This is a genomic window from Sinobaca sp. SA16-1, assembly GCF_059510515.1.
On record NZ_JCAKFL010000002.1, the window covers coordinates 595,008 to 614,540 of the forward strand.

The 19,533-nt window shown below is 43.8% G+C and carries 24 protein-coding genes; 12 read left to right on the forward strand and 12 right to left on the reverse strand.

The window, feature by feature from the left end; all coding sequences use genetic code 11:
- Positions 1-72: 72 nt before the first annotated feature.
- Positions 73-210, forward strand: coding sequence for a YqzM family protein (locus AC5W2J_RS07115; protein ID WP_496058781.1), 138 nt, complete (start codon positions 73-75; stop codon positions 208-210).
- A gap of 43 nt (positions 211-253) precedes the next feature.
- On the opposite strand, the gene AC5W2J_RS07120 is transcribed toward AC5W2J_RS07115, so the two are convergent.
- The 10 genes from AC5W2J_RS07120 to AC5W2J_RS07165 all read right to left on the reverse strand — a co-directional run bounded on the left by AC5W2J_RS07120 (position 254) and on the right by AC5W2J_RS07165 (position 8,423).
- A complete protein-coding gene (locus AC5W2J_RS07120; RefSeq protein WP_496058782.1) occupies positions 254-2,593 on the reverse strand; it encodes a DNA internalization-related competence protein ComEC/Rec2 in 2,340 nt (779 codons plus the stop codon).
- A 25-nt stretch (positions 2,594-2,618) separates the two neighbouring features.
- On the reverse strand, positions 2,619-3,251 hold the full coding sequence (locus AC5W2J_RS07125) for a helix-hairpin-helix domain-containing protein (RefSeq protein ID WP_496058783.1): 633 nt from the start codon (positions 3,249-3,251) through the stop codon (positions 2,619-2,621).
- Between the two features lie 133 nt (positions 3,252-3,384).
- Positions 3,385-4,143, reverse strand: a complete 759-nt coding sequence (locus AC5W2J_RS07130) for a class I SAM-dependent DNA methyltransferase (RefSeq protein WP_496058784.1) — start codon at positions 4,141-4,143, stop codon at positions 3,385-3,387.
- A gap of 7 nt (positions 4,144-4,150) precedes the next feature.
- Positions 4,151-4,504: a ribosome silencing factor gene (gene rsfS, locus AC5W2J_RS07135; protein WP_496058785.1), complete on the reverse strand. Its 354-nt coding sequence runs from the start codon at positions 4,502-4,504 to the stop codon at positions 4,151-4,153.
- A complete protein-coding gene (yqeK, locus tag AC5W2J_RS07140; RefSeq protein WP_496058786.1) occupies positions 4,494-5,078 on the reverse strand; it encodes a bis(5'-nucleosyl)-tetraphosphatase (symmetrical) YqeK in 585 nt (194 codons plus the stop codon). Before yqeK ends, rsfS begins: the two co-directional genes overlap by 11 nt.
- Entirely contained in the window at positions 5,071-5,646 is a 576-nt protein-coding gene (gene nadD / locus AC5W2J_RS07145) for a nicotinate-nucleotide adenylyltransferase (RefSeq protein ID WP_496058787.1), read from the reverse strand. The genes yqeK and nadD overlap by 8 nt, the downstream gene beginning before the upstream one ends.
- 12 nt (positions 5,647-5,658) lie before the next feature.
- Positions 5,659-5,955, reverse strand: coding sequence for a ribosome assembly RNA-binding protein YhbY (gene yhbY / locus AC5W2J_RS07150; RefSeq protein WP_496058788.1), 297 nt, complete (start codon positions 5,953-5,955; stop codon positions 5,659-5,661).
- Entirely contained in the window at positions 5,956-6,801 is an 846-nt protein-coding gene (gene aroE / locus AC5W2J_RS07155) for a shikimate dehydrogenase (protein WP_496058789.1), read from the reverse strand.
- A complete protein-coding gene (gene yqeH / locus AC5W2J_RS07160; protein ID WP_496058790.1) occupies positions 6,798-7,904 on the reverse strand; it encodes a ribosome biogenesis GTPase YqeH in 1,107 nt (368 codons plus the stop codon). The genes aroE and yqeH overlap by 4 nt, the downstream gene beginning before the upstream one ends.
- Positions 7,905-8,423: a YqeG family HAD IIIA-type phosphatase gene (locus AC5W2J_RS07165; protein WP_496058791.1), complete on the reverse strand. Its 519-nt coding sequence runs from the start codon at positions 8,421-8,423 to the stop codon at positions 7,905-7,907.
- A 544-nt stretch (positions 8,424-8,967) separates the two neighbouring features.
- Here AC5W2J_RS07165 and AC5W2J_RS07170 point away from each other — a divergent pair.
- The 10 genes from AC5W2J_RS07170 to AC5W2J_RS07215 all read left to right on the forward strand — a co-directional run bounded on the left by AC5W2J_RS07170 (position 8,968) and on the right by AC5W2J_RS07215 (position 17,857).
- On the forward strand, positions 8,968-11,388 hold the full coding sequence (locus AC5W2J_RS07170; RefSeq protein ID WP_496058792.1) for a Na+/H+ antiporter subunit A: 2,421 nt from the start codon (positions 8,968-8,970) through the stop codon (positions 11,386-11,388).
- Positions 11,385-11,807, forward strand: coding sequence for a Na(+)/H(+) antiporter subunit B (locus AC5W2J_RS07175; RefSeq protein WP_496058793.1), 423 nt, complete (start codon positions 11,385-11,387; stop codon positions 11,805-11,807). The genes AC5W2J_RS07170 and AC5W2J_RS07175 overlap by 4 nt, the downstream gene beginning before the upstream one ends.
- Complete coding sequence (locus tag AC5W2J_RS07180; protein ID WP_496058794.1) at positions 11,807-12,145, forward strand: Na(+)/H(+) antiporter subunit C; 339 nt, start codon at positions 11,807-11,809, stop codon at positions 12,143-12,145. Before AC5W2J_RS07175 ends, AC5W2J_RS07180 begins: the two co-directional genes overlap by 1 nt.
- Positions 12,138-13,619, forward strand: coding sequence for a Na+/H+ antiporter subunit D (locus tag AC5W2J_RS07185; RefSeq protein ID WP_496058795.1), 1,482 nt, complete (start codon positions 12,138-12,140; stop codon positions 13,617-13,619). Before AC5W2J_RS07180 ends, AC5W2J_RS07185 begins: the two co-directional genes overlap by 8 nt.
- Before the next feature lie 5 nt (positions 13,620-13,624).
- Positions 13,625-14,101, forward strand: coding sequence for a Na+/H+ antiporter subunit E (locus tag AC5W2J_RS07190; protein ID WP_496058796.1), 477 nt, complete (start codon positions 13,625-13,627; stop codon positions 14,099-14,101).
- Positions 14,101-14,382 carry a Na(+)/H(+) antiporter subunit F1 gene (locus tag AC5W2J_RS07195; RefSeq protein WP_496058797.1) on the forward strand — a complete coding sequence of 94 codons (282 nt, stop codon included), beginning with the start codon at positions 14,101-14,103 and terminating at the stop codon, positions 14,380-14,382. Before AC5W2J_RS07190 ends, AC5W2J_RS07195 begins: the two co-directional genes overlap by 1 nt.
- Positions 14,363-14,710: a monovalent cation/H(+) antiporter subunit G gene (mnhG, locus tag AC5W2J_RS07200; protein ID WP_496058798.1), complete on the forward strand. Its 348-nt coding sequence runs from the start codon at positions 14,363-14,365 to the stop codon at positions 14,708-14,710. Before AC5W2J_RS07195 ends, mnhG begins: the two co-directional genes overlap by 20 nt.
- A 106-nt stretch (positions 14,711-14,816) precedes the next feature.
- Positions 14,817-15,089, forward strand: a complete 273-nt coding sequence (locus AC5W2J_RS07205; RefSeq protein WP_120193451.1) for an HU family DNA-binding protein — start codon at positions 14,817-14,819, stop codon at positions 15,087-15,089.
- Positions 15,090-15,202: 113 nt separating this feature from the next.
- Positions 15,203-15,496 carry a HesB/YadR/YfhF family protein gene (locus AC5W2J_RS07210; RefSeq protein WP_496058799.1) on the forward strand — a complete coding sequence of 98 codons (294 nt, stop codon included), beginning with the start codon at positions 15,203-15,205 and terminating at the stop codon, positions 15,494-15,496.
- 378 nt (positions 15,497-15,874) lie between these two features.
- Positions 15,875-17,857, forward strand: a complete 1,983-nt coding sequence (locus AC5W2J_RS07215; RefSeq protein ID WP_496058800.1) for a prolyl oligopeptidase family serine peptidase — start codon at positions 15,875-15,877, stop codon at positions 17,855-17,857.
- A gap of 45 nt (positions 17,858-17,902) precedes the next feature.
- Here AC5W2J_RS07215 and AC5W2J_RS07220 read toward each other — a convergent pair whose 3' ends face one another.
- On the reverse strand, positions 17,903-18,100 hold the full coding sequence (locus AC5W2J_RS07220) for a YczO family protein (protein ID WP_496058801.1): 198 nt from the start codon (positions 18,098-18,100) through the stop codon (positions 17,903-17,905).
- Positions 18,101-18,205: 105 nt separating this feature from the next.
- Here AC5W2J_RS07220 and AC5W2J_RS07225 point away from each other — a divergent pair, with 105 nt between their 5' ends.
- Positions 18,206-18,826 carry an NUDIX hydrolase gene (locus AC5W2J_RS07225; RefSeq protein ID WP_496058802.1) on the forward strand — a complete coding sequence of 207 codons (621 nt, stop codon included), beginning with the start codon at positions 18,206-18,208 and terminating at the stop codon, positions 18,824-18,826.
- On the opposite strand, the gene mtnN is transcribed toward AC5W2J_RS07225, so the two are convergent.
- Entirely contained in the window at positions 18,808-19,524 is a 717-nt protein-coding gene (mtnN, locus tag AC5W2J_RS07230; RefSeq protein ID WP_496058803.1) for a 5'-methylthioadenosine/S-adenosylhomocysteine nucleosidase, read from the reverse strand. The genes AC5W2J_RS07225 and mtnN overlap by 19 nt on opposite strands.
- Positions 19,525-19,533: the final 9 nt, after the last annotated feature.

Sequence of the window (19,533 nt, forward strand, 5' to 3'; positions counted from 1 at the left end):
CAGAATTTGTATGGATTTCTGACAGCGCTTCCTTTATAATGAGTGTAGAATGCAACGGAGAGGAGTTTCGCTGTGAATCCATTTGAAAAAGATGTACAGAGTAAACGGAATGATTTACTGGACTCCGCGGTAGCAGGAGTAGTCTCCTTCAGCTTTTTCTCTCTTATTTTTATTATCGCTACCGTTGTTCATTTTGTAGGAAACCTGTAAAAGAAGCCTCCCATTCAGGGGGCTTCTTTTTGTATTGTATGAATCAGCTTCCGCATTGATCGTTTAGAATGACTGTTCCTGCCTGGTGGATCGAAAGGATATCTTTGTAGTTAAAAGCAATTTCGATGGCCCCTTTTTCATCTGTGCGGAAAATAGCAGCTTCATGCGCTTCCAGTATATCCAGTACTTCCTGATGAGGATGACCAAATCGGCTGCAGCGTCCGGATGATAATAAAGCTGCTTTAGGGTCGAGCTGCTGAACCCAGGACGCAGATGTAGACGTTTTGCTGCCATGGTGGCCGGCTTTTAATATATCCGCTTTCAAACCGGGAAACGCCTCCATCACCTGCTTTTCTCCCTGTTCTTCCAAATCCCCGGCAAAAAGCCAGCTCCGCCCTCCCATCACGGCATACAAAACAATGGAGGCTTCATTTCCACTCGCTTTATTGTGCAATGGAGCTAATACTTGAAAATACTGTTCTCCTTCTTTCCAGGTCATTCCTTTTTCAGCGAACACAATGGGAATTCCGTGTTGATGGACCGTTTCCAGAAAATGTTGTTCCGATTCTTTCTCTTCGGCACTTCTTCCGTACAGGACCTGATGTACGTTTGTATGTTTTAGGACAGCATACAGCCCGCCGTAATGATCCATATCCCCATGTGTAACGATCAGTTTGTCAATCGTACGAATTCCCTTTGATTTTAAAACAGGAACAACGACACGATCTCCCGGGTCATAGGGCTCTTTCCGCTCCTGCCACTCCTCCCGGGGAAACGAAAGCGCTCCTCCACCGTCAATTAAGTAGACTCCTTTCCGGTACGGAAGCTCTATTAATATACTATCTCCCTGCCCTACATCAATTACCGTTACAGCTCCTTTCGAATCAAAATAAGGTGAAAAAAGCAGCCAGCCAAACACAACCGTAAGTGATCCCGCCGCGAGGAATGTACCTGTTCGATGTCCTTTTTCTATCTCAGCAAAAAGAAACAGGAGCGATACACTTAAAAAAAGCAGCTCCAGGAGATCCGGCTTCCCCGTTACTACCTGCAGCACACGGCTTTCTGCTGCCAACTGCAGATTATTATGCAAAAGACGAATACCCGCTTCTGCCGGCTTCATGAGTAAGCCAGCGGCCGAAGGCATACACAGAGATAGAAAGAATATAAAAAAACAAAAAGGCAGAAGAAAAAGAGAAACAAAAGGCACAAAGGCAATATTTAATACATAGCTGAGCAGAGAAAATTCATAAAAGTGATAGAGAATAATAGGAAGGGACGCGGTCTGAGCGACAGCAGATACACTAAACAACTGAAGAGGAAGCGAAGGCAGTCTCTGCAAAAGTGGAAAAGACAACAACAGGCTCAAACTAATAAAAAAAGAAAGCTGAAACCCTATATGCCAGATGTAATAAGGATCTGCCCAGAGCATAACAAGAGCCGCGGTTCCAAGCGCACCAACAGGCGGAAGCGACTTTTTGGCGAAACGCTGGTAAAGAAGCACAAGCATCGCAATTAAAACCGCTCTCCACACCGAAGGCGCCCCACCGGCCAGCAGAGCATACAACGGAAGAAACCCAATGAGGATCCAGCTCATCCGCTCCCGTGTTATGCCTGAGCGGAGTCCCCCGTAATACAGGACGCCGCTTATAATACCAACATGAAGCCCGGAGACCGCCAGCAGATGAATCAGCCCCAGCTGCTGATAAGCTTTCTCCACCCCGGGGTCGAGTTCATTACGGTTTCCAAAAATAAGAGCGCTGCCGATCCCCTGCAGCTCCTCCGGAAACTGCTGTTGAATATGTTTAATGCCAAAATCACGCCATTGGTGAACTGTGAACAAAAAAGAACCCTGTTTCTGATGGCTGCATAGAACATTATCTACGCCGGAGACCTCGATTGTCCAGTGAACCTGCCGCTTGTACATATAGCTTTTATAATCAAAAGCGGCAAAGTTAGAGGCGGGTGCCGGCTTTTTCCATGTTCCCTCCACCCGGCATATCGAACCCGGCGTCAGTGCTTCTATCTGTTCCCGTTCGTTTTCTTCAGTCAGGTACAGCGTCACGAAGAGTTTCTCCTGATGATGCACGTCCCGCATCATCCACTGTACTTGATCCCCGTCCACTGCCGCAGTAGTTAGAATGACTGCCTCCAGGTGCGCGGGTGGTTCATTAAAAACAGAATCATTATTCTTTTCCGCCACTTCCATCCGCACCAAAAAAAGAAGGAAAACCATGCCACAATAAAACAATGACCGTTTTTGTCCAGTTTTCCACCAGGCATACAGAAATAAGATCGGAAGCAGACAAAGAAGGAAAAGTGGATAAGCATAATAAACGGCAGCAATGCTGAGCAGTGCAGCTGATACAGCAATTAATAAGTTCATTAGACAGAATCTTTCTGTTGGATTTTTATTCTACGGTAATACTATCCTGCAGCTGTTCGTAGGTTTTGTCTCCTATCCCTGAGACTTCTTTTACTTCTTCTGTCGATGCAAACAGACCGTTTTCCTCACGGTATGCCAGTATCGCAGCAGCTTTTGCAGGACCAATACCAGGAAGTGTCTCCAAATCAGCAGCTTCCGCTGTATTGAGACTGATTTTACTTTCCTGGTCCCCGTCTGTTTCATACACGGAGCTTTCCATTAATAAATGATCCGCTTCTTCTCCTTCAGCTGGAACATAAATTACCATCTCATCCTGAAGCCGGGCTGCAAAATTCACCTGTGCAGCATCAGCATATTCCGCCAGGCCGCCTGCCATGTCTACAGCGTCTACAATGCGTTTGTTCTGCTGCAGTTCATAGACACCTGGAGAAGCTACCATTCCTTTAACATCCACCATAATAAATGCCGGTTCGGATACAGAGGCTTCCAGTTCAGCTTCGTTTGTTTCAATGTCCGGCTGACTATCCAAAAAATAGTCATCTGCCATAGTTTCTCTCCCCTGCGTGCTTTCCGTAGACGGAGAAACTATTAGAAATACAAAAATGCCCATAATAAAAACTGCGGCGGCAGCCGCTCCAACCATATGGACTTTTTTCAATCGTTTTTCACCTCCCTTCAAGAGAAATGAGTACTTAGAGTAATGGATGTAAAGCGGGAAGGGGTAATCGGGGTAAAAAAATAGAGAGATCCTCGGCATGAACCGGGATTCTCTCTTATTTTAGACGGTTATCCTAATATTGTAAATCTTTTTCTGCGATAAAAAACAGCCGCTCGCTTTCCGGCCCTGGTCGGTTAAAGGAAAAATCCGCATATACCTGCACGGAAGAAAAGCCCGCCTCTGAAAGCCACTGACTGTACTGCTCCAGCGTAAAGGCTTTTTGCACATGTTCTTCATCCGAACGTTCGTACAAACCTTCTGCATTTTCTATAAATAAAGTAAGCTCATGAATGATCTCATTCCGGTTTTCTGTTTCAAAGCAGTTCCAAATATATGCGAGGTTTTCCCTTACTTCAGAAAAAGCAAAGTTATTTAGTATGGTCTGCATATAAAAAACCGAATGAACATCAAACAGAAATCTCCCTTTTGTTTCCAGGTTGGCATATACTGCCTTGAACGCACGCTTAACAGTATCTTCGTCTGTCAAATAATTGATCGTATCACAAAATGCCGTCACTACAGCATAAGGACTTGGCGCCTCCAGCTCGGATAAATCCTGCTGAAACAAGAGCGGACGATAGCCGGCAGCGTTAAGCTTGCCTCTGGCTACCGTCAGCATATCAACAGAAAGATCCATCCCCTGTGCATCAAAGCCGTTATCAAGCATATGGCGCAGCATCGTTCCTGTACCACAGCCGGCGTCCAGCAGCTTTGTCTGGCGGGGGTTAGTATCGGACGGCAGAGCCTCCATCAGCCAATTGTTCCATTTGGCATAAGGGGCATCCCCCATTAATTCATCGTACACCTTCGAAAAATCACCATATACGTTCACCGGCTGATTAAGAAAGCACCTTTTTAATTTCTACTTCCGGTGCATCTCCCCATAGTTTTTCGAGATTATAGTACATCCGTTCTTCCTCATGGAAAACATGGACAATAACATCGCCGATGTCTATTAAGATCCATTTCCCTTCGTCAAAACCTTCCATTTTCTTTACATCATATTCATTTTCCAATGCATTTTTCCGGACTTCTCTTGCAATAGACTGAACCTGTTTATAAGATTGGCCGCTTACAATAACAAAGTAGTCCGCCATTGTTGAAATTCCCTGCATATTTAGAGCTACAATATTCTCCGCTTTTTTTTCATCTACAGAACGAAGGGCATTTTCCAAAATTTCATTACTTTTCATTTACATTCCCCTTTCGGAATTTAAAAACTAGTTGATTATACGTGGCAAGTGTTCCCGGATAAACCGGCTGTCTCTTTTTCATCAGAAAGTGAATCGTATTTGCCAGGGCTTTTATGATGGCTTCATCGAGGCTGGAAGCGGAAAGGTCCCTTACTTCTTCCACGCCAGGAAAGGTGCGGTTGGGCTCAATATAATCGGCAAGAAACAAAATCTTTTCCATCATTGTCATGTCCGGCTTTCCGGTCGTATGCCAGGTAATCGCTGAAAGTATGTCGGGGTCTTGTATCCCTATCTCTTTTTTCACTAAATACGATCCCGCCGGAGCATGCAGCAGTTCATCCCCATAGAAAAGAAAGTCCGGATCGAAATCCTCCTGCTCAATAATCGCCCGCATTTCCTGCTTATCCCTGAATTTAGCGTAGTCATGAAATATCGCAGCCAGTTCGAGTCTGGTTTTGTCTACATTTGTATTGGCGGCAAGTTTCAGCGCGGTATCCGCTACTCCTATCGTATGAATATAGCGGTGCTCTGTTAAATGTGGCTCTACCAGAGCCAGTGCGTCTGCTCTATTCATACAATCCCTGCTTTTCAATAAAGTGTCGTACGTCCTCTGTTACATAATAACGAATGCTTTTGCCAAGCTTTATTCTTTCTCTTATATCGGTTGAAGAAATATCCAATAAAGGTGCCTCTATATATTGTATACCATCTTCATTCATTTTTTCAGCAAAATAGCCTGGCCGGTCTGCTACAGCGAAAGTAACCATTTCTTTCAAACGCGCAATATCTTTCCACGTATGGAGCTGCGCCTTCATGTCTCCGCCTATAATAAAATAAAAAGAAGCGTCCGTGTATTTTTCTTTTAATGTCCGGATGGTATCAATTGAATAAGAGGGACCCTGCCGCTCGTATTCGATAGTGGATACACGAAAACCCGGATGGTCTTTCACTGCCGCTTTAATAAGTTCCAGCCGCTGTTCAGGCGTACTGTCTGATTTCATGTTTTTGTGAGGCGGAGTATACACCGGAATAAACCAGACCTCATCTAAATGAAGAGAATGAAGTGCTTCTTCAGCAAGCATTAAATGAGCTATATGGGGAGGATCAAATGTCCCTCCTACTATACCGATTCTTTCCGACATGTTTCAGCCACCTTATTTGGGAAGTTCGATCTTTTTGCTGTTTTTTGATTCTTTGTATAAAACCATCGTACTTCCAATAGTCTGGACGATTTCTGCGTTCACTGCAGATGCAATCGCTTCTGCTGCTTCATTCACTTCTTCATCTGAATTCTGTAGAATGTTAATTTTGATCAGTTCTCTTGCTTCTAAAGCATCTTCGGTCTGTTTGACCAGGTTCTCGCTCAGCCCCTGCTTTCCTATTTGAAAAACCGGGCTTTGTTTATGGGAGAGCTTTCGTAGATATTTTTTCTGGCTGTTGGATAATGACATTTATTTTCCTCCTAAGTTCTGCAGAACCGTCTCTTTCATTCGATGAACATCAGGATACGTGCCTGTCCATTTTTCAAAAGAGGCCGCTCCCTGCCTGACAAACATGCCAAGCCCATTTAACGTTTCGTTTCCTTTTGCATCCATTTCCTGCAGCCAGGCTGTTTTTAATGGATTATAAATTAGATCACAGCAAATACAGCCGGGCTTAATCCGATCGGACGGCCACGGTTTTGTTTCCTTATTTGGACTCATTCCAAGAGATGTCGTATTAATGATAATATCATATTCATTATTTTTGGACACAGCCTCTTCTTTGGACCATACGTTTAAAGCAAGCTTGCCCTGGAATTTCTCCGCCAGATGTTCTGCTTTTTCCATACTGCGGTTCGTCAGGCAGACATCCGCTGCCCCACTGCTCCACAGCCCCGTTAGGACGGCCCTGGCAGCTCCTCCTGCTCCGATAACAAGAATTCTGCTCCCTTTAATATCAGCCGTCGTTTCTTCCTTTAAAGAATCCATAAATCCTTTTGAGTCTGTATTATATCCGGTGAGGTACCCGTTTTCGTTAACAATCGTGTTGACTGCACCGATCATTTTGGCATGTTCTTCCACGTCGTCCAGGTACTGCATAACGTCTACTTTATGGGGAATGGTTACATTGACTCCCCGGATCCCCAGCGCCCGGATACCGGATACGGCTTCTTTTAAATTAGCCGGCGCTACATCAAATGATTGGTAATAATAAGGAAGATTCAGGGCACCGAATTCTTTATTATGCATGGCCGGAGATAATGAATGATGAACCGGGTGGCCGAAAAGCCCAAGAAGCTTTATGCTGTCTGTCACACAATCGCCTCCCTTAACGAAACACCGGTTCCTTCCGGCACGTGTATGCTGATTTTTGCTCCTTTTTTAGGAACAGAAAACCAGCCCAGTCCTGCAATAACAATGTCGGTTTTATCTTTTTTTATAACAAACTCATACCGTTTCCACTTGCCAAGCTTTTCTACGGATTTAGGAGATGGGGGCGAAAGCATACCTCCCAAATGGTTGGCCATTAAATCATCCGCATTTTCAAGCTTGGTACGGTGAATTTTCAGCTCATTTGCAAAATAAGCCACAAAGGAGTTCCGTTCTCCTTCTTCAAAATCAAGCCGTGCAAATCCACCTACAAACAAAGTTTGTCCGGGTTGAAGCTGATAAATAATAGGCTTGATTTCTTTTTTGGGCATCATTTTTTTCCAGTCACTGCTGTGCATCTGATGAATAAGCTGACGGTTGTTAATAATTCCAGGTGTATCAATTAAGTGTTTACCGTCTTCGAGCATTACTTCTATAATATCAAGCGTCGTTCCCGGAAAATGGGAGGTGGTAATAGGAACATCATCTTCTCCGCTGAACAATCGAATGATCTGATTCAGGAAGGTAGACTTTCCTACATTGGTACAGCCGGTTATAAACACATTGCTGCCCTGTCTGTATTTCTCAATCAGCTGCGCGGCTTCCTCCACGCCCTGGTTTTTAGAAGCACTGATTAATACCACATCTTTTGCGGTCAGGCCCTGATCTTTAGCCTGTTTTTTCAGCCACTGCACGACTTTGTTCTGATTGACTGACTTAGGAAGCAGATCGGCCTTGTTGGCAATAAGCACAACATCGTTATTGCCTGTATACCGGTGAAAGCCTGAAATCCAGCTTCCTTCTAAATCAAAAATATCCACCACTTTTACAATCAACGCTTTCTGGCTGCCAATTTCATGAAGCTTGTTGGAAAAATCCTGATGCGTTAATTCCACATCCTGTACTTCATTGTAGTGGCGCAGACGAAAACAGCGCTGGCATATAATAATGTCTTTTTCCAGCGCTGATTCCGGAGTATACCCCGCTTTATTCTGCTCTTCGGTCTGAATGGCTGCTCCGCAGCCCGAACATACTAGTTCCTCTGTCAATTATGATTCCTCCCACTGAACATGACCTTTGTCTTTCAGTCGTTTCAGTACTCTTCTTTCAATGTTGCGGTTGATTTTAGTAAGCATTCCATCTGTTTTTGCAATAGGAACGACAAGCACAGTGTAAAAACCGGAGCGGTTTCCGCCAAATACATCTGTCAGCACCTGATCTCCAATAACAACGACTTCGTTTGTGTGCAGTCCCATGTCTTTTTTCGCTTTTCTAAATGCCCGTCCGAGAGGCTTTTTTGCTGAATGAATGAAGGTAATGCCGCTCGGTTCTGAAAATGCGCTTACTCTTTTTTTATTATTATTGGACACAATGGTAACCTGGAACCCTTTATTTTTTACAAGCTTTACCCAGCTCAGCAGTTCTGGTGTCGCCTCAGGTCTGTCCCATTCTACCAGAGTATTATCCAGATCCGTTATGATGCCTTTAATATTTCTTTCATGAAGCTGATCCAGATCTAAATCATATACGGAAGGAATATATTCATTTGGTATAAAACGCTTAAGCACGCGGCCACATCCTTTTATTTATTCAACGGCTTTTATTGTTCGTTAAAAGCACGCTATACGTCGGCTTTCTAAGGAAATAGTATAACCTCTGCATTGATTTTTTTCAAATGGAATCCGCCTGCGGCAGCTGATATCCTTCTCCTTTTATCGTGTTCAATAAAATGTAATACATTTTATTTTCAGCGTGTTTCTTCATATTTAAGAAAATTGGTATTTTAACTCTTCTATACAGCTGTGAAGCGGTGCTCTTGGATGCACGCTTTACTTTTTTACGTTATAATTTTCATTGTCTGTGTGTTTATAAACCAGCTTACACCTTTTTTGTGCCAAAGGATGCTTTGCAGGCTGATTTATAAAGTATACAGTTAACGAAAATACAAAATACTTGCATGCGGTACTGTGAATACATTACATTTTATATTCGCTTTCCTATGGATGCCCTCAGCTGTGCATCTTTTTTTAGGCACAGCCTTCTGACAAATGGATTATTGTCAGAACATTTACATCATTTCATGCTTTTTATTATACAAGGAGGACAGACATTATGACGTTTTTACATTGGGCCATTATTTCTCCATTTTTATTGGCCATCCTTATCCCTTTCTTTTACCGCTACATCCCCAAAATACATACTGGGTGGTTCGTCTTTATTCTTCCACTTGCTTTGTTTGGGTATTTTCTGCAGCAGATGGTACAAACTACTTCCCAGGGAGGTGTCGTGGAAGCCTCTGCATCCTGGGTGCCTTCGCTTCAAATTTTCTATACCGTTTATCTGGACGGGCTGAGTATTTTATTTGCCCTCCTTATTACTGGAATAGGCGCTTTGGTTGTACTTTATTCTATCTATTACTTAGATAAGAAAAAAGAAGCGTTAAACAACTTTTATGTTTACCTTCTTATGTTCATGGGCGCTATGCTCGGTGTTGTTATTTCCGATAACATGATTGTGCTTTACGTCTTCTGGGAATTAACAAGCCTTTCTTCTGCCCTGTTGATCAGCTACTGGTTTCAGCGTGATAAATCCATTTACGGCGCGCAGAAATCGATGCTTATCACTGTATTCGGCGGCTTTGCCATGCTCGGCGGCTTTGCCATGCTCTACAGCATCACCGGCACATTCAGTATTCAGGAAACAATCGCCAGTGCTGATCTTGTTATGGCAAGTAATTTGTTTATTCCGGCAATGATCCTTGTACTTCTGGGTGCCTTTACTAAATCCGCCCAGTTTCCATTCCATATCTGGCTGCCGGATGCCATGGAAGCTCCAACACCGGTCAGTGCTTACCTGCACTCCGCTACGATGGTTAAAGCCGGTCTGTATCTCGTCGCGCGTTTCACTCCTGTTTTTGCAGGCGTGCCCGAGTGGTTCTGGATTGTATCCGGCGTTGGTTTATTCACCTTATTCTGGGGCTCGCTGTCTGCGGTCCGCCAGAAAGACTTAAAAGGGATTCTCGCTTTCTCCACTATCAGTCAGCTCGGCCTGATTATGTCGCTTCTCGGGGTCGGGTCTGCCTCGCTCTATTTTAATGACGGTGTAGAAACTGCCCTTTACCATGCAGCTATTATGACGGCTATCTTTCACCTGATAAACCATGCAACTTTCAAAGGAAGTTTGTTTATGGCTGTCGGTATTATTGATCATGAAACCGGTACGAGGGATATTAACCGCCTCGGCGGCCTGATGGCTATTATGCCGGTTACGTTTACCATCACCATGGTTGGTGCCGCCTCAATGGCCGGTATTCCACCATTTAACGGATTTATCAGTAAAGAGATGTTTTTTACGAGTATGCTGGAAGCGACTGAGATTACGGCCTGGAACATGCAGACATTTGGCATGCTGTTTCCGATTATTGCCTGGGTCGCCAGCATCTTCACCTTTTTATACTGCTTGATTCTATTCTTTAAAACGTTCACCGGAAAATTCAAGCCGGAAAACTTCGATAAGCATGTTCATGAAGCACCGATCGGCATGTTAATAAGCCCGATTATTCTGGTTATTCTTGTTATTGTTTTCGGTTTGTTTCCAAACCTGCTGGCTTACTCGTTAATTGAGCCGGCTATGCAGAGCATACTGCCCGGTGTTATGACAGGCGGCGAACGTTTTTATGTTGATATTTACCTCTGGCACGGTTTTGAGCTGGAGTTGTTTATGACAATGGGAGTTATTGCCCTTGGAACACTATTGTTTATTCTTATGAAGAAATGGTCTTCACTTGCCATTTATAAAAAAGAAAGCGACATTCTTAATCCGCTTTACGATGGATCACTGAGCGGACTTGTAACGGGATCACAGAAAATAACGCGGGCACAGATTACAGGAAGACTTCGTGATTACCTGGCCTATATGTCCATATTTATTGTTCTGCTGCTTGCTTATACGATGTTCCGTTACGATGCTTTCACTATGCCTACAGAGAACCTTTCTTCTATTCCAGGGTTTATGTGGGTGCTCGTACCGCTCTTTATTCTGACTACACTTGCCGTGCCGTTTGTGAATGATAGAATGGCCGTCATTATTATTGTAGGCGCCTTAGGATTTCTCGTTGCGATCTTCTTTGTCGCATTCAGCGCGCCCGACCTTGCTTTAACCCAGTTTCTTATTGAAACAGTAGTTGTTGTATTATTGCTGCTGGTATTCAAGCACCTTCCTAAGCTGACAAAAGAACGCACAAAACCGAGAATTCAGGTAACGAATGCGATTATTTCAGTTGGTGTCGGTGTGATGGTTACTCTTATTGGATTAAGCACGTATGCTTTCCGCCAGGAAAACGGTCTTGAATCCATTTCCCAGTACTTTATAGATAATTCCTACGATCTTGCTGCCGGGGAAAATATGGTTAACGTTATTCTCGTCGACTTTCGTGGACTTGATACCATTCTCGAAGTTCTGGTGCTTGCGATCGCCGCATTAGGTGTTATTACTCTAATTAAACTGCGCATGACAGGGAGGGAGGATGTATGAAGACAAATAATCTGCTTCTCCAATCCGTTACGCGGGTAGTAACGTTTTTAATATTTGCCTTCTCTATTTATTTATTCTTTGCCGGGCACAACAATCCCGGCGGTGGATTTATCGGGGGCTTAATGACCGCTTCTGCCCTGCTGCTTTTGTACTTGGCATTTGATATTCAGTCCATCAGAAAAGCTCTTGCTTTTAACTACGTCAATATTATTGCCATCGGGTTAATTATCTCGCTCGTTACCGGAATGGTAAGCATGTTTTTAGGAAGTGCCTTTCTTAATCAGTACGATCGGTACGTACAGCTTCCTTTGTTTGGCGAGGTTCACCTGACTACAGCTGTTCCGTTTGACCTGGGGATCTATTTAGCCGTTGTAGCTGTAGCACTAGTTATTATATTAGCGATTGGAGAGGATGCGTAATGGAAATACTAATGTCGATCACAGCCGGCGTCCTCTTTATGGTAGCAACTTATTTGATGCTTTCCCGAAGCATTTTCCGCGTCGTCATTGGGGTTGTTATCATTTCCCATGGGGCCCATCTTCTTCTTTTAACGATGGCAGGCCTGCAGCGTGGTTTTCCTCCTCTACTTGGAGAGGAAGCCGCCAGCTACGCCGACCCGCTGCCCCAGGCGCTTATTTTGACAGCCATTGTAATCAGCTTCGGCTTAACTGCTTTTCTGCTGGTACTGGCTTATAGAACGTATGACGCACACAAAACAGATGATCTTGATCAGTTGAGAGGTACTTCCGATGAATAGTTTAATAATTTTACCCGTACTCCTGCCCTTTTTAATTGGTTCGATACTCATACTGCTTGCAAAAAAGCATCAGGCTCAGAGAGTTATTACTTCTCTAACCGCTCTGGCCATGCTTGCAGTCTCTGTTGTCCTTGCCATTGACGTTTATCAAAATGGCATTGCTACAATGGAAATGGGAGAATGGCCGGCACCATTTGGCATTGTTTTCGTCGCAGATATGTTCGCGACCATGATGGTGATTTTATCCAGTATTGTCGGTGTTGTCTGTTTGTTCTTTGCTTTCAGCACCATTTCAACCGAAAGGGAAAAGTTTTATTTCTATCCCTTCTATCTATTTCTACTCGCCGGTGTAAACGGTGCGTTTTTAACCGGTGACTTGTTTAATATGTTTGTATTTTTTGAAGTAATGCTGCTGGCCTCCTATATTCTTATAGTGATGGGAGGAACCAAATACCAGCTGCGCGAATCTTTTAAGTATGTTGTTATTAATGTATTTGCCTCAATGCTTTTCCTAATAGGTGTTGCTTATATTTACGGAGCACTTGGCACGCTGAATTTCGCAGACATGGCAGTGCGCGTGGAAGAAACCGGGCAGGACGGCATTATGAATGTTATCGCCATTCTGCTTCTTATCGTATTTGCATCCAAAGGTGCTTTGTTTCCTTTATACTTCTGGCTGCCTAAATCATATTACGGTCCCCCTTCTGCTGTTGCAGCCCTGTTTGGCGGACTATTAACAAAAGTCGGGATTTATGCGATTATCCGCTTGTTCACGTTAGTATTTAATCACGATATTGGATTTACGCATAACATTATTCTTGCACTGGCCGGCTTTACGATGTTCTTTGGAGTTCTTGGAGCGGTATCACAGTTTGACTTCAAACGAATTCTTTCGTATCACATCATCAGCCAGGTCGGCTATATGGTAATGGGGCTTGGGATATTCACCCCGCTTGCCCTGGCAGGTGCCATCTACTATATTGCCCACCACATTATCGTTAAATCCGCTTTATTCTTATTCAGCGGTGCAACAGAATCCATTACCGGCACGACGGACCTGAAGAAAATGGGCGGAATTTTAAAAACACATCCCCTGTTAGCCTGGATGTTCTTTATTACCGCCGTTTCTCTTGCCGGTATACCACCGCTCAGCGGATTCTTCAGTAAGTTTCCGCTGATTCTCTCCGGTATGGAGGAAGGACGCTACATTATTACAGGCGTAGCCCTTTTAGTCGGGCTGCTCACCTTGTTCTCCATGCTGAAGATATTCATTTATGCATTCTGGGGGGAGCAGAAACACACGGACGAACAGGCAGCTAAAAAAATCGGCCCTATCCTTCTTCCTATTGTTCCGCTGGTTCTCTTAACCATTGTTCTGGGCTTTGCCGCTGAACCTATTTTCAGCTACTCGTATGGAATTGCCGAGGAACTGCTTGAACCATCTATTTATATTAATTCGGTGTTAGGGGAGTAGATCGCATGGCCTTTCAGATTGTATTAAATGTATTCATTGCATTTATATGGGTGCTTCTGCAGAACAGCTTCACCATCGGAGATTTTATCATCGGCTACGTTATCGGCTTTGGTGTTCTATACATCCTTCAGAAAATCCTGCCGTTTGAGTTTTATTTCCGGCGTGTCAAAGCAGTTTTTGCACTGCTTTGGCTCTTTATAAAAGAACTTTTCATTGCCAATATCGATATGGTGAAGATTGTGCTGAGCCCGACTTTTAAACACAAGCCCGGTATTGTCGCTGTTCCTACCAATTTAACAAAGAAGTGGGAAATCAGCCTGCTGTCCTGCCTTGTCTCCTTAACGCCCGGTACTCTTGTTATGGACTACTCGCTGGACAGTAAGTATATTTATATTCACAACATCGACATCGAGAGCCGTAAGGCCATGATTGAAGATGTCCAAAATAAATTCGAAAAAGCTATTCTGGAGGTGAGAAAGTAATGCTGGATATTGTAGTAAATATCGCTCTAATAGCAATGGCTGTCTCGCTGGTATTGTGCACATACCGGGTTGTCATAGGACCGACTGTCCCCGACCGTATTGTAGCTCTTGATGCATTCGGGCTTAACATGGTAGGCTTTGTTGGACTTATGATGATGTCTTTAGAAACAGCTGCTTTCTCAGAAGTTGTATTGTTGATTGCCATTCTTGCCTTTATAGGCTCCGTTGCACTGGCAAAATATTGGGAGAGGGGCTTAGTCATTGATAGAAATCCTGATTAGTATTTTAATTATCATCGGCATTTTCTTTAGTCTTTTAGGCTCAATCGGCCTGGTAAGGCTTCCTGATATTTACGCAAGAATCCATGCAGCGACGAAAAGCGCCACTCTAGGCATCGCATTTTTAGTTTTTGCTACCTTTTTATACTTTTGGGTGATTGAAGCGGAGTTTATTGGCAAAATTTTACTGGCTATTTTATTCGTGTTTTTAACGGCACCCGTTGGGGCACAGATCATGAGCCGCTCTGCCCATCGTACTGGAGTTCCATTATGGAACAAGAGCACACATGACGATTTAACGGAGTCATACGATAAAAAAAAGGCAGAATAAGGGGCTAATTTTGACGAATTACCGCTGAACACTTGACATAGCAAGGATTCATGAGTAAATTTGTAAGTGAAGTTATACATTACTAGGAATGAAAGGGAGTTTTTTGATGAATAAGACAGATTTGATTAACGCCGTAGCAGAACAAGCAGATATCTCAAAAAAGGATGCTTCTAAAGCAGTAGACGCTGTATTTGAAAGCATCACAGACACTCTTAAAAAGGGTGACAAAATTCAGCTTGTAGGCTTCGGCAGCTTTGAAGTACGCGAGCGTGCAGCCCGTAAAGGCCGCAACCCGCAAACAGGTGAAGAAATCAAAATTCCTGCAACTAAAAACCCAGCATTCCGCCCAGGTAAGCAGTTAAAAGACGCTGTTAACTAATTTACAAATATTAATGAATCAAAGAAGGATCTGACGCTGTCAGATCCTTTTTTACATAGTTTTATGCACGCTTGGAAGGGAATAGTATGGTAAACACATAGGAGGTATAAATGATGAATATTACAATGACCCAGCCCGCATTTAAATGGTTTTTAGATGAAATGAACCTGAATAAAAATGATGCGGTCCGCTTTTACGTTCGTTACGGCGGAAGCCCCCAGCTTATTGCCGGATTTTCAATCGGTGTAGAAGTATCTGTTCCCTCTACCCCCGTTACTCAAATGGAAAAAGACGGCATTACTTTTTTTATTGAGCAAAAGGATGCCTGGTATTTCAAGGATCATTCTCTTCATATTAAATTCAGCAGAAAAATAAATGAAATCGAATTTGAATATGTACCGGATTAATTATTTTTGATCCGGGTATGCCCTGCAAATGAAAAAGGACCATTGCCGGTATCCGGCAATGGCTTCAAAGGGAGAGAGAGTGATGCCTAAAGGAGAGCCTGTTATTCACGGCTTACAGGAAACATTAATACTCTGGAGGGTGAGCCAGAAACCTTTTGAACGAAACCGATTTTCCTTCAAAAGGGATGAATGACTTCCTGTTATTTGTAATTATAGGGAGTTAATGCAGACAAATCATCAAATATGTAAGATAATCTTTCACTTTTTCTTACCAAACTATTTATCCTGAAGAGTGATTGTGTTTCCTACATTATTTTACTATACTTAATACATAAGACTTACATACTAATGAATTGCTATCAAAGGAGATGAGTATCTGTGTCTTTACAAAAACGACCGATTGCTGCAGAAGATCTTAAGCAGATTGCTGTAGTGAGTGAACCACATATATCAGAAGAAGGAACAAAATACGCTTTTGTTAAAAAACATGCCGGCGAAGAGGACCTTTATTATTCTCATATTTATATTCAGCATTTGACAGATGACAAGCCGGTGCAGTGGACATTTGGTGAAGTACGGGACCACAGCCCGCAATGGGCACCGGATGGCTCCGAGCTTTTATTTCTTTCTTCACGCTCCGGAAGTACCCAGATCTGGCTTATGTCCTCAGCCGGCGGAGAACCCCGCCGATATACGAATGTGAAAGGCGGCATTACGGAAGCCGCCTGGGCTCCGGACAGTCAGTCCATTGCTTTTATTGCAGCAGTTGATTCCACAGCGATTCTTGCAGATGACAAGCCGGTAGAAGACAAAAAATCCATGGAACCGCTTTTAGTGAACCGCCTGAAATATAAATCAGATGCAAAGGGCTTTCATGATGAGACAAGGCAGCATGCTGCTCTGCTCGATTTGAAATCCAATAAGACAAGACTGTTAACCAAAGGGCCTTTTGACCATTCCGGGCTAAGCTGGGCTCCTGACAGCAAACGTCTGGCACTCAGTGCAAATCGTAATGAAGACGAAGACAAATCGTCGGTGATGGATTTATTTGTACTTCATCTGGAAACGGAAGAACTGGAAAAAATGACGGAGTCAACCGGTGTTTTCACGATGGCGAACTGGTCCGGTGATGGAAAGTACATTTCTGCCATCGGCCATGAACTCGAATACGAAGGTGCGACCATTAATCAGGTATGGATTATCAATTCGCATACAAAAGAAAATACTTGTATGACGCTGAAATGGGATGTGCAGATTGGCGATGCCGCTATCGGGGATGTCCGCTCCTCCCATCCTAATCCGGGTCCGGTCTGGTCAAGGGATCAGAAACATATATATTTTCTCGCCAGTGAAAGAGGCAGTACCGGGCTTTATCAAATGGATATGCTGGGCGAGATCGAAGCCGTGCATGAAGAAGAAAATCATTTATTCGGCTTTTCCTATCATGCGGCAAAAGACTTTTTTATAGTCGGCATAAGCGATCCCTCCAACCCTGGCGACTTTTTTGAAATACAGCGCAAGGCAGAAGCACATGTGCGGCTGACAGATGTAAATAATGAATTTTTAAACAAAGTAGATATATCGATTCCGGAACCACTCTCTTTTAAAGCAGAGGACGGCTGGGAAATTCAAGGATGGCTGATGCGCCCTGCCCAGTTTGAAGAGGGGCAGAAATATCCATTGGTACTTGAAATACACGGCGGCCCGCACGCAATGTACGCCAATACCTTCTTTCACGAAATGCAGTACCTGGCAGCACAGGGATACGCTGTCTTATACATGAACCCCCGTGGAAGCCACGGATACGGCCAGTCTTTTGTTGATGCTGTCCGCGGCGATTACGGCGGAAAAGACTATACCGATTTAATGAGTGCTGTTGATTACGTGCTTAAGACGTACTCTTTCCTTGATGAAAGCCGCCTGGGCGTCACAGGAGGCAGCTACGGCGGTTTTATGACGAATTGGATAGTAGGACACACAAACCGCTTTAAAGCCGCTGTCACGCAGCGTTCTATCTCCAACTGGCTTAGTTTTCAAGGCGTAAGTGATATTGGCTTCTTTTTCACAGAGTGGGAATTAAAGAAAAGCCTCCCCGAGAGTCCGGAAGAACTTTGGAATTTCTCCCCGCTTAAGTATATTAATCATGTTTCCACCCCTCTTCTTATCATGCATGGAGAACAGGATTACCGCTGCCCGATTGAACAGGGAGAACAGCTCTTTATCGGTTTAAAAAAGCTTGATAAAACGGTGGAATTTTTAAGGTTTCCGCACTCCAATCACGAGCTGAGCCGCGGCGGCCCTCCCGCGCTTCGTATTCACCGCCTGAAATACATGGCAGAATGGTTTAATCGTTATCTGTAATATAAAGCTCCGGCCTGCATTATCTGCAGGCCGGAGCTTTTTTTATTATTTGTTTCCTTTTAGCTTATCTTTTAATTTATCTTTCACTTGGCTGGAAGAAGAATCTTTTGATTTATGCTTCTTTTTTGTGTCACGTTCTTCCTGTTTGATATCTTCTAAAGGCATCGGATCCTCAAAAGCAGTTGGCGGTTGTTCCTGATTTACGTCTTTTTTGATGTCTTTCTCTTTATCTTGATCACTCATTGGTAACAGCCTCCTTTCTCTTCTATACCACCCGCACCCTGAATGAAAACATTCTCCTTTCCCGTTATAGTTTGGTATCATAGAAAGGAGAAAGGAGAATGTCTCTTGAATCAATTAGATCAAATGTTTGAGCAGATAAAAAAGAGACCTTCCCGCATACTCGGGGAAGATCACTTTCATAAATCAGCTGTAATGATACCAATTATTGAAAAAGAAGGGGCGCCTCATGTGCTGTTTGAAGTACGTGCTGCGCATATGAACAGCCAGCCCGGCGAAATATGCTTTCCCGGCGGCAGAGTAGATGCAGAGGATGCCAACGAGGAAGAAGCATGCATCCGTGAAGTAATGGAAGAAACAGGGGTTAACCGGAATGATATTACGCTCGCAGGTTCATTGGATAAACTCGTGACCCCGTATAATCATATTATTTATGCGTTTGCCGGCCATATCTCCCAATCTGCGGTGCTTTCGCCAAACCCGGCTGAAGTTGGTGAGTTGTTCACTGTGCCGCTTGCTTATTTTCACGAAAATCCTCCGGTTAAACATAATATATATTTACAAGTACAGCCGGAAGACTCGTTTCCCTTCTCTCTCATTCCGGGAGGAGAGAACTATTCCTGGCGTACTGCCACCGTTCCCGAATATTTTTACGAATACAATGACTATATTATTTGGGGACTGACGGCCAGGCTTCTCCGTCATTTTCTTCAGGTTACAAACGGTTGATTATTTTCTGCCAGCTGTCCTACCATATGAATAACAAGTTCTGCTGAATGCTTGGAGGCGGTCACGAGAAACTGATCGTAGGAAAGCTTTGCTTCGGATCCGGCAATATCACTTAAAGAACGTGTTATCACGAATGGCACCTGGAAGCGGTGGCAGACCTGAGCAATCGCTCCTGCTTCCATTTCTGAGCAGAGCGGCTTTTCGAACATTTCTTTTAGTTCGTTCACTCTGACCTCGCTGCTCATGAAAGAGTCTCCTGATAATACCAGCCCGGAGGCTGCCTGGAGACCGCCTGCTGCAGCTCCATTTTCAGCCATTGTGATTAATCTCTCATCTGCAGGATAAGCAGCCGGCATTTGAGGAACCTGGCCAAACTCATAACCAAATACGGTGGCATCTACATCGTTATAGCGTACTTCTGTAGAAATGACCAGATCTCCCACTTTTAAAGCAGGATCGAATCCACCTGCAGAGCCTGTATTAATAACTACATCCGGTGCATAGGTATCAATTAATAAAGTAGTGCCTATTGCTGCATTTACTTTACCTATCCCTGATTCCAGCAGCACGATTTCCTGGTCGTCTATCGTGCCTTCAAAAAAGATACATCCGCCTTTCGTACTCTTATGTAAGGAAGACAGCGAGTGTTGAAGAATCTCTACCTCTTCTTTCATGGCTCCTATAATTCCTATTTTCATTCTACCCAG